The sequence below is a fragment of the Achromobacter sp. RT286_PF genome, assembly GCF_059760425.1.
Genome location: NZ_JCBAMR010000075.1, coordinates 1 through 7,969, shown reverse-complemented (window position 1 = coordinate 7,969; position 7,969 = coordinate 1). Strand labels below are relative to the sequence as shown.

Below are 7,969 nucleotides of genomic sequence, written 5' to 3'. Positions count from 1 at the left end.
CATACGATATTTGTTCCGTGGTCTCGTGGGCTCGGAGATGTTATAAGAGACAGCCGTTGGGCCTGCCCGCCGGCGTGCGCGCGCTGGCGGCGGGCGAGCAGGGTCTGCCCCCTTTGCCGTCGATCCCGCTGTCGCTGTATCGTGCCCAGGCGCAGCCGGACCCGGTGGCCGCCGCGCTGGCCGATATCGTGCGGCAGTGTGTCCGGGACAGCAGCGCCGCCTGGGCGACGCCATCCGCCCTGTCCACCACCTTGCCCGCCACGGTCCCAGCATGAATCGATTTCAAGAAATGTCGGTGTTCCTGGCCGTGGCCGAAGCCCAGAGCTTTGCCGCCGCCGCACGCCGCCTGGAAATGTCCGCGCCGTCGGTCACGCGCAGCGTTGCCGCGCTGGAACGGCGGCTGGGCGCCTTGCTGCTGGTACGCACCACGCGCAGCCTGCGCCTGACCGAGGCGGGCCAGCGCTACGCGGCCGACTGCCGCCGCATTCTTGAAGACGTGGAACAAGCCGACGATGCCGCCGCCGGTGCGATGGCCGTACCACGCGGCGCGCTGCACGTCACCGCGCCCGCGTTCTTTGGCGAACTGCACGTCATGCCGGTGGTGCTGGGCTATCTGCGCGCGCATCGGGCCGTGTCGGTGCGCACCTTGCTGGTGGACCGGGTGGTCAACCTGCTGGACGAAGGCGTGGATGTTGCCGTGCGCATCGGCGCGTTGCCCGATTCCACGTTGACGGCGGTGCCGGTCGGCCACGTGCGCCGCGTGGTGTGCGCCACGCCTGAATTCCTGCGCCAACACGGCGAACCCCAGGACCCCGATGCGCTGCACCGCTTCTGCACCATCACGGCCGCGATGGAAGGGCGGGGCGCGCAATGGCGCTTCCAGCAAGCTGGCGAGCCGCGCCGGCTGAACGTGGAATCGCAGCTGGCCGTCACGTCGTTTCAGGCCGCCGTATTGGCCGCGTGCGAAGGGTGGGGCTTGACGCAGGTGGTGTCGTACCAGGTGGCGCGGCACCTCAAAAGCGGTGCCTTGCAGGTGGTGCTGCGCGACTTCGAATTGCCGCCCATGCCGGTGCATGTGGTGTACCCAGAAGGCCGCCGCAGTTCCGCCAAAGTGCGCAGCTTTGTCGAATTCTGCGTGCAAGCCCTGCGGCGCGATCTGGCCGAATTACCGCTCTGACGGGCTGGAGCTGGGCAGCGCTGCCGGGGGATGAGGAGCCTTCGGCCGGTGCCTTCCCGTGCCTTCACCGTGCCTTTGGCCGGGAGCCTTCGGCCGTGCCTGCCACCGCTGCCTTCCATCCGTCCTTTCAAATCCGACAATAGTGTCTTGTCGCGGCTGGCCGTTCACGCGGGGCGCGCATCGGACCAAGATGGAGCCATGTTCATCCACCTTGGAAATTCCCATGTCCGCTGCCCCGTTGACCTTCTATAGCTTTCCCCTGTCCGGCCACGCGCATCGCGTCGCGCTGATGCTGTCGCTGCTGAACGTTCCGCACCAGCGCGTCGACGTGGACCTGCGCGGCGGCGAGCACAAGCGCCCGGAATTCCTGGCGCTGAACGCGTTCGGCCAGGTGCCGGTCATCGACGACAACGGCACGGTGGTGGCGGATTCCAATGCCATCCTGGTCTATCTGGCCACCCGCTACGACGGCCAAGCCTGGCTGCCCGCCGATCCGGCCGGCGCGGCGGCGGTGCAGCGCTGGTTGTCGGTGGCGGCCGGGCCCCTGGCCAGCGGCCCGGCAACGGCCCGATTGATCACGGTATTTGGCGCGCCCTACGACGTGGAAACCACCTTGGCGCGCGCGCATGTCTTGCTGGGCGTCATGAATGCCGAGCTTGGCACCCGTGCCTTCCTGGCCGGTTCCCGCCCGACGATAGCGGACGTGGCCTGCTACGCCTACGTGTCGCACGCGCCCGAAGGCAATGTGTCGCTGGCCGACTACCCGCATGTGCGCGCGTGGCTCGACCGCATCGAAAGCCTGCCGGGCTTCGTGCCCATGGCCCGCACGCCCGCCGGCTTGCAGGCCGCCTGACACCGCCATCACCGCAACGGCCCGGAGCGCACCATGATCCCCACTGATACCCCTCTTGACGACGGCTTGCCCTGGCATGCGGGCGAACGCCTGTTGCAAGCGCGCGCCGGCGTGGCCGAACGCATGGCGCAGATCGGCCCGAAGGTCGTGCGCGACCACATGCCCGACCAGCACCGCGCTTTTTTCGCGCAGTTGCCATTCCTGGTAATAGGCACGGTGGACCCCCAGGGCGACCCGTGGGCCGGCGTGCTGGAGGGCCAGCCCGGCTTTGCCATGTCGCCCGACCCGCACACCTTGCGGGTAACCGTCATGCCGGATGCCGATGATCCGGTGCGCGCGGGCCTGGGCCCCGGGCAGGCGGTGGGGCTGCTGGGCATCGAGCTGCACACGCGCCGGCGAAATCGCATGAACGGTCGCATCGCGGCATGGGACGGCAAGCGCTTCGATGTAGCCGTGGCGCAGTCCTTTGGCAATTGCCCGCAGTACATCCAGACGCGCGATTTTCATTTCTCGCGTTCGCCCGCCATGCGGTTTGCAGCCGCGTTGCCGGAAACCGATCAATTGGACGATGCCGCGCACGCGTTGATCCAATCGGCCGACACCTTTTTCGTGGCCTCTTACGTGGACGATGATGCGCGGGGTGGCCGCGCGGTTGACGTGTCGCATCGCGGCGGCAAACCCGGTTTTGTGCGGGTGGACGGCAATGTGCTGACCATTCCCGATTTTTCCGGCAACCGCTTTTTCAATACCTTGGGCAACCTGATGGCGAACCCGCGCGCGGGGTTGGTCTTTGTGGATTTTGAACGGGGCGACCTGCTTCAGGTATCGGGCCGCGCCGAGGTGGTGCTGGACAGCCCCGAAATCCAAAGCTTTGCGGGCGCTGAACGGCTGTGGCGCGTGCACGTGCGCCGTGTGCTGCGGCGGCCCGGCGCCTTGGCGCTGCGCTGGCAATTCGGCGCGTATTCGCCCACCGCGCTGGGCACGGGGCAGTGGCCGGGGCAGCCGGGCTAGCCGGGCGAGGGCGTGGTTTTCTGCACGACGGTGTCGTCCGGTTCCAGCAGGCGCCCGTCCTGGGCGCGGATTTCCAGGCGGCGCACGGCTTGGCCGCGCTTGCGGTCGATCAGCGTGGAGTGCGCTTCGGCAGGGCCGTAGTAATGGTCTTCGCCCCACTGCCGCAAGCCGACGATGACCGGAAACAGCGCGCGGCCTTTGTCCGTCAGCACGTATTCCTGATAGGCGCTGCCGTCCGAGGCAGGGGCCACGGCCAGGATGCCGTGGGCAACCAGTGTGCGCAGCCGGTCGCTAAGGATGTTCTTGGCCACGCCCAGGCTTTTCTGGAATTCGCCAAACCGGCGCACGCCGTCGAACGCGTCGCGCACGATCAACAGCGACCACCAGTCGCCGATGGCGTCTAACGAGCGCGCCACCGGGCAGGCGGCGCCTTCAAGGCTGGTGCGTTTGACCATGTCTGACCCTAGGATTGGGATGCAATGGTTGCATTATAAAACCTTCGGGTCTAGCATTCTGGTTTCGTAATAAAACTAGAAGGACGTACCATGCCCGATGCTCCACCGCCCGGCGCCAACACCTTGAGCGCTGCCTGCGCGCAACCCGCGGCGGCTGCCGCCCGCGGCACCCCGGCCGATGCGGGGCGCAATCCGGCCGCCAACGACGCCGCCGAGGCCAACGACGCCGCCGACGCATCGCCACCCCTGCCCACATCGCTGGTGATGTTGCTGGCCGTAGCCTGTGCGCTAAGCGTGGCCAACGTGTATTACGCGCAGCCCTTGCTGGATGCCATCGGCCGCGAGTTCCTGCTGGACGAAGGCGCTGTGGGCGTCGTCGTCAGCGCAACGCAATTGGGCTGCGCGGTGGCGCTGCTGTTCGTGGTGCCGCTTGGCGACCTGCTGGACCGGCGCCGCCTGATGCTGGCGCAACTGGGCCTGCTGGTGCTGGCGCTGGGCGCGGTCGCCATGGCGGCCAATACGCCGTGGCTGCTGGCGGGCATGGTGGCGCTGGGCCTGTTGGGTACCGCGATGACGCAAGGCCTGCTGGCGCTGTCCGCCGCGCTGGCCGCGCCCGGCGAACGGGGCAGGGTGGTGGGCGCCGCGCAGGGCGGGGTGGTGATCGGCTTGTTGCTGGCGCGCACGGTGGCCGGCGTGGTGGCCGACGCCTGGGGTTGGCGCGCCGTGTACGTGGTGTCCGCCGCGATGGCGGCGTTGCTGGCGTGGGTGCTGCTGCGCCGCTTGCCTCGGCGCCGGCTGCCCACGGCAACGCTGTCCTACTGGGACTTGCTGCGGTCCATGGCGACGCTGCTGGCCACGGAACCCGTGCTGCGCGTGCGCGGCATGATCGCCTTGCTGATGTTCGCCGCCATCAGCGTGTTCTGGACGGCGCTGGTGCTGCCCTTGAGCGCGCCGCCCCATTCGTTGTCGCACGCGGCGGTGGGTGGCTTTGGCCTGGTGGGCGTATTGGGCGTGTTGATGGCCGCGCGGGCCGGCCGCTGGGCGGATCGCGGGCTGGGGCAGCGCACCACGGGCGCGGGGCTGGTGCTGCTGTGCCTGGCGTGGGCGCCCATTGCCTTGCTGGATCACAGCCTGTGGGCCTTGGCGCTGGGCGTGCTGGTGCTGGACGTGGCGCTGCAAGCGCTGCACGTGACGAATCAAACGATGATCTTCAGCATCAGCGCCCAGTCGCATAGCCGCCTGGTGGGCAGCTACATGATGTTCTACGCGGTGGGTAGCGGGCTGGGCGGCATTGCGTCCACGGCGGTCTACGCGCGCGCCGGCTGGCTGGGTGTGTGCACGCTGGGCGCGGCCATCAGCGTGACGGCCTTGTTGTTCTGGGCGGCGACGTTGCCCCGCAAGGCATCGCCGCCGCCGTCGCGTCAGGGTTGTACCGCGTAGTCCTTGGACCCCAGCACCACGGCCGCCAGCCCCGGCGCCTGGGTCAGCTTGTGCAGCGCATAGGTCTGTGCGGTGGCGATCTTGGCCTGATGGAAGTCGGGGTCTTCCTGCTGGTGGTCCAGGCTGGCCAGCAGCGCGCGGGCCATCTGCCATCCGGCCAGCGTCGTGCCGGCCAGCAGCAGATACGGCACGGCCGACCCGAAGACGGCGTTGGGCGCACCTGCGGCGTTGGCCAGCACAAAGTCCACGACATTGGCCAGGGCCAGCCGCGCCTGCCGCAGTGGCTTGAGCACCAGGTTGGCGGCCGGTTCGCTGCGCGATTCCAGCTCGGTTTCGGTCTGGCGAATGGCATCCAGCAGCGCATGCGCCACCGCGCCGCCGTCGCGCAAGGTCTTGCGGCCGACCAGGTCGTTGGCCTGGATGGCGGTGGTGCCTTCGTAGATGGTCAGGATGCGGGCGTCGCGGTAATACTGCGCCGCGCCGGTTTCCTCAATGAAGCCCATGCCGCCGTGCACCTGTACGCCCAGGCTGGTCACGTCCAGCGACATCTCGGTGCACCAGCCCTTCACGATGGGCACCAGGAATTCCTGGATGGCCAGATGACGCTTGCGCTCGTCGGCGTCGGGGCTGGCGTGGGCCAGGTCGGCGTGGCCTGCCGTCACGTAGGCCAGCGCGCGGCCCGCTTCGGTCAGCGCGCGCATGGTGCCCAGCATGCGGCGCACATCGGGGTGGTGGATGATGGTGACGGCATCGCGCGACGACCCGTCCACCGGGCGGCTTTGCACGCGGTCGTTGGCATAGGCCAGCGCGTGCTGGTAGGCACGGTCGGCAATGGCGATGCCCTGCACGCCCACCGCATAGCGCGCCGCGTTCATCATGATGAACATGGCGTCCAGCCCGCGGTTTTCCTGGCCCACCAGATAGCCCAGCGCGCCGCCCGCATCGCCGAATTGCAAGGTGGCGGTGGGGCTGGCCTTGATGCCCAGCTTGTGTTCGATGGACACGCAGGTGACGTCGTTGCGCGCGCCCAGCGAGCCGTCTTCGTTGACCAGGAACTTGGGCACCAGGAACAGCGAAATGCCCTTGACGCCTTCGGGTGCGTCGGGCAACCGGGCCAGCACCAGGTGCAGGATGTTCTCGGTCAGGTCGTGATCGCCGTAGGTGATGAAGATCTTGGTGCCGGATAGCCGGTACGTGCCGTCGCCCACCGGTTGCGCGCGCGTGCGGATCATGGCCAGGTCCGAGCCGGCTTGCGGTTCGGTCAGGTTCATGGTGCCGGTCCACTGGCCCGAGATCATGGGCCCGATGAAGCGCGTTTTCATTTCCGCCGAGCCGACGGTCAGCAAGGCTTCGATGGCGCCGTTGGTCAACAAGGGGCATAGCGCGAACGACAGATTGGCGGCGTTCAGCATTTCAGAGCAGGGCGACCCGATCAGGCCGGGCAAGCCCTGGCCACCGTATTGCACTGGATGCGACATGCCCTGCCAGCCCGCTTCGGTGTATTGGCGAAACGCCTGCTTGAAGCCGGGCGACGTCGTGACGGCGCCGTCGCGCCAGGTGCTGGGCTCACGGTCGGCCGGGTGGTTCAGCGGGGCCAGCACTTCGGCCGCGAAATGCGCGGATTCTTCCAGCACGGCCTGTGCGGTGTCGGGCGTGGCCTCCTCGAAACCGGGCAGGGCGGCAACTTGCCGCAGGCCGGCCAGGTGGTTCAACACAAACAGCATGTCTTTCACGGGGGCTTGGTACGTCATGGCCGAAAAACTCCTTTGATGAAGGTGCCGGGCTGCCGGCGTTCAGGCGGCTTTGTTGGGGTCGGCCACATCAATGGCCTGCGTTGAGCCCACGGCGGCGCGCAGCTCAAATTTCTGGATCTTGCCGGTGGATGTCTTGGGCAGTTCTCCGAAGCGCACCGCGCGCGGCACCTTGAAGCCCGGCAACAGCAGCTTGCAGTGCGCGATGATCTCTTCGGCGGTGGCGCTGCAACCCGGTTTCAGTTCGACAAACGCGCAGGGCGTTTCGCCCCACTTCGGGTCGGGCATGGCCACGACGGCCACGGCTGCAACGGCGGGGTGCCGGTACAGCGCGTCTTCCACTTCAATGCTGGAGATGTTTTCGCCGCCGGAAATAATGATGTCCTTGCTGCGGTCCTTGATGCGCACGTACCCGTCCGCCGTCATCACGCCCAGGTCGCCGGTGTGAAACCAGCCGCCCGCGAAGGCGTCGTCGGTGGCGCGTTCGTTCTTCAGGTAGCCCTTCATGCAGATGTTGCCGCGGAACATGATTTCGCCCACGGTCTGTTCGTCGGCGGGCACTTCCTGCATGGTGTCGGGGTTGCGCACCGATACGCCGGCCTGCAAGTGGTAGCGCACGCCCTGGCGCGCGGTCAGCTGCGCACGGCGTTCGTCGTCCAGCGCGTCCCACGATTCCTGGCGGGCGCAGACGGCGGCCGGCCCGTAGACTTCGGTCAGCCCATAGACGTGGGTCAGTTCAAAGCCGATGTCGCGCATCTTGGCGATGACGGCGGGCGCGGGCGCGGCGCCCGCGACCATGGTGCGCACGGTATGTGTGATGCCCGCGCGCATCTCGGCCGGCGCGTTGGCCAGCGCGCTTTGCACGATGGGCGCGCCGCAGTAATGCGTGACGCCTTCGGCGCGGATCAGATCGAACACGGTCTGGGGGTCGAACTTGCGCAGGCACACGTTCACCCCGGCGCGCGCGGCCACCGTCCACGGAAAGCACCAGCCGTTGCAATGGAACATGGGCAGCGTCCACAGATAGACCGCGTGCTTGGGCATGTCCCATTCAAGAATGTTGCTGACGGCGTTCAGGTATGCGCCCCGATAGTGGTAGACCACGCCCTTCGGGTCGCCGGTGGTGCCCGAGGTGTAGTTCAGCGCGATGGCGTCCCATTCGTCGGCCGGCGGCTGCCAGTTGTAATGGGCGGGCGCGTCGGCCAGGAAGGCTTCGTAGTCGGTAGCGCCCGGCACAGGGGCGCCCGGCACAGGGGCGCCCGGCTCAGGGGCGTCCCTATGC

At 67.9% G+C, this 7,969-nt stretch carries 7 protein-coding genes and 1 pseudogene; 5 read left to right on the top strand and 3 right to left on the bottom strand.

The genetic code is table 11. The features are described from left to right. From AC6LJY_RS27820 to AC6LJY_RS27805, 4 genes and pseudogenes are all read left to right on the top strand, one after another. Positions 1-275: pseudogene (locus AC6LJY_RS27820) on the top strand (hypothetical protein); the annotation flags it as partial. After that, on the top strand, positions 272-1,177 hold the full coding sequence (locus AC6LJY_RS27815; protein WP_319304356.1) for a LysR family transcriptional regulator: 906 nt from the start codon (positions 272-274) through the stop codon (positions 1,175-1,177). The pseudogene AC6LJY_RS27820 and the gene AC6LJY_RS27815, both read left to right, overlap by 4 nt. Before the next feature lie 223 nt (positions 1,178-1,400). Beyond that, positions 1,401-2,030 (top strand): glutathione S-transferase family protein, encoded by a 630-nt coding sequence (locus AC6LJY_RS27810; RefSeq protein WP_498137222.1) that lies wholly within the window; start codon positions 1,401-1,403, stop codon positions 2,028-2,030. 33 nt (positions 2,031-2,063) lie between these two features. After that, the gene (locus tag AC6LJY_RS27805; protein ID WP_498137221.1) at positions 2,064-3,041 is read left to right on the top strand and encodes a pyridoxamine 5'-phosphate oxidase family protein; all 978 of its coding nucleotides are present in this window, start codon (positions 2,064-2,066) and stop codon (positions 3,039-3,041) included. On the opposite strand, the gene AC6LJY_RS27800 is transcribed toward AC6LJY_RS27805, so the two are convergent. After that, positions 3,038-3,496, bottom strand: coding sequence for a winged helix-turn-helix transcriptional regulator (locus AC6LJY_RS27800; protein ID WP_046804538.1), 459 nt, complete (start codon positions 3,494-3,496; stop codon positions 3,038-3,040). The two genes, AC6LJY_RS27805 and AC6LJY_RS27800, sit on opposite strands and share 4 nt — an antisense overlap. Before the next feature lie 264 nt (positions 3,497-3,760). On the opposite strand from AC6LJY_RS27800, the gene AC6LJY_RS27795 reads away from it, so the two are divergent. Then, positions 3,761-4,936 (top strand): MFS transporter, encoded by a 1,176-nt coding sequence (locus AC6LJY_RS27795; RefSeq protein WP_498137223.1) that lies wholly within the window; start codon positions 3,761-3,763, stop codon positions 4,934-4,936. On the opposite strand, the gene AC6LJY_RS27790 is transcribed toward AC6LJY_RS27795, so the two are convergent. Together AC6LJY_RS27790 and AC6LJY_RS27785 are read right to left on the bottom strand one after the other, a co-directional pair. Next, positions 4,918-6,687 carry an acyl-CoA dehydrogenase gene (locus AC6LJY_RS27790; RefSeq protein WP_314356999.1) on the bottom strand — a complete coding sequence of 590 codons (1,770 nt, stop codon included), beginning with the start codon at positions 6,685-6,687 and terminating at the stop codon, positions 4,918-4,920. The genes AC6LJY_RS27795 and AC6LJY_RS27790 overlap by 19 nt on opposite strands. A 42-nt stretch (positions 6,688-6,729) precedes the next feature. Then, positions 6,730-7,969: AMP-binding protein (locus AC6LJY_RS27785; RefSeq protein WP_498137220.1), on the bottom strand; the 1,240-nt coding region annotated here is incomplete at its 5' end.

Coding starts and splice junctions, on each gene's coding strand:
- AC6LJY_RS27815 (WP_319304356.1), top strand. CDS start 272: ATGAATCGATTTCAAGAAATGTCGGTGTTCCTGGCCGTGGCCGAAGCC.
- AC6LJY_RS27805 (WP_498137221.1), top strand. CDS start 2,064: ATGATCCCCACTGATACCCCTCTTGACGACGGCTTGCCCTGGCATGCG.
- AC6LJY_RS27790 (WP_314356999.1), bottom strand. CDS start 6,687: ATGACGTACCAAGCCCCCGTGAAAGACATGCTGTTTGTGTTGAACCAC.
- AC6LJY_RS27810 (WP_498137222.1), top strand. CDS start 1,401: ATGTCCGCTGCCCCGTTGACCTTCTATAGCTTTCCCCTGTCCGGCCAC.
- AC6LJY_RS27800 (WP_046804538.1), bottom strand. CDS start 3,496: ATGGTCAAACGCACCAGCCTTGAAGGCGCCGCCTGCCCGGTGGCGCGC.
- AC6LJY_RS27795 (WP_498137223.1), top strand. CDS start 3,761: ATGTTGCTGGCCGTAGCCTGTGCGCTAAGCGTGGCCAACGTGTATTAC.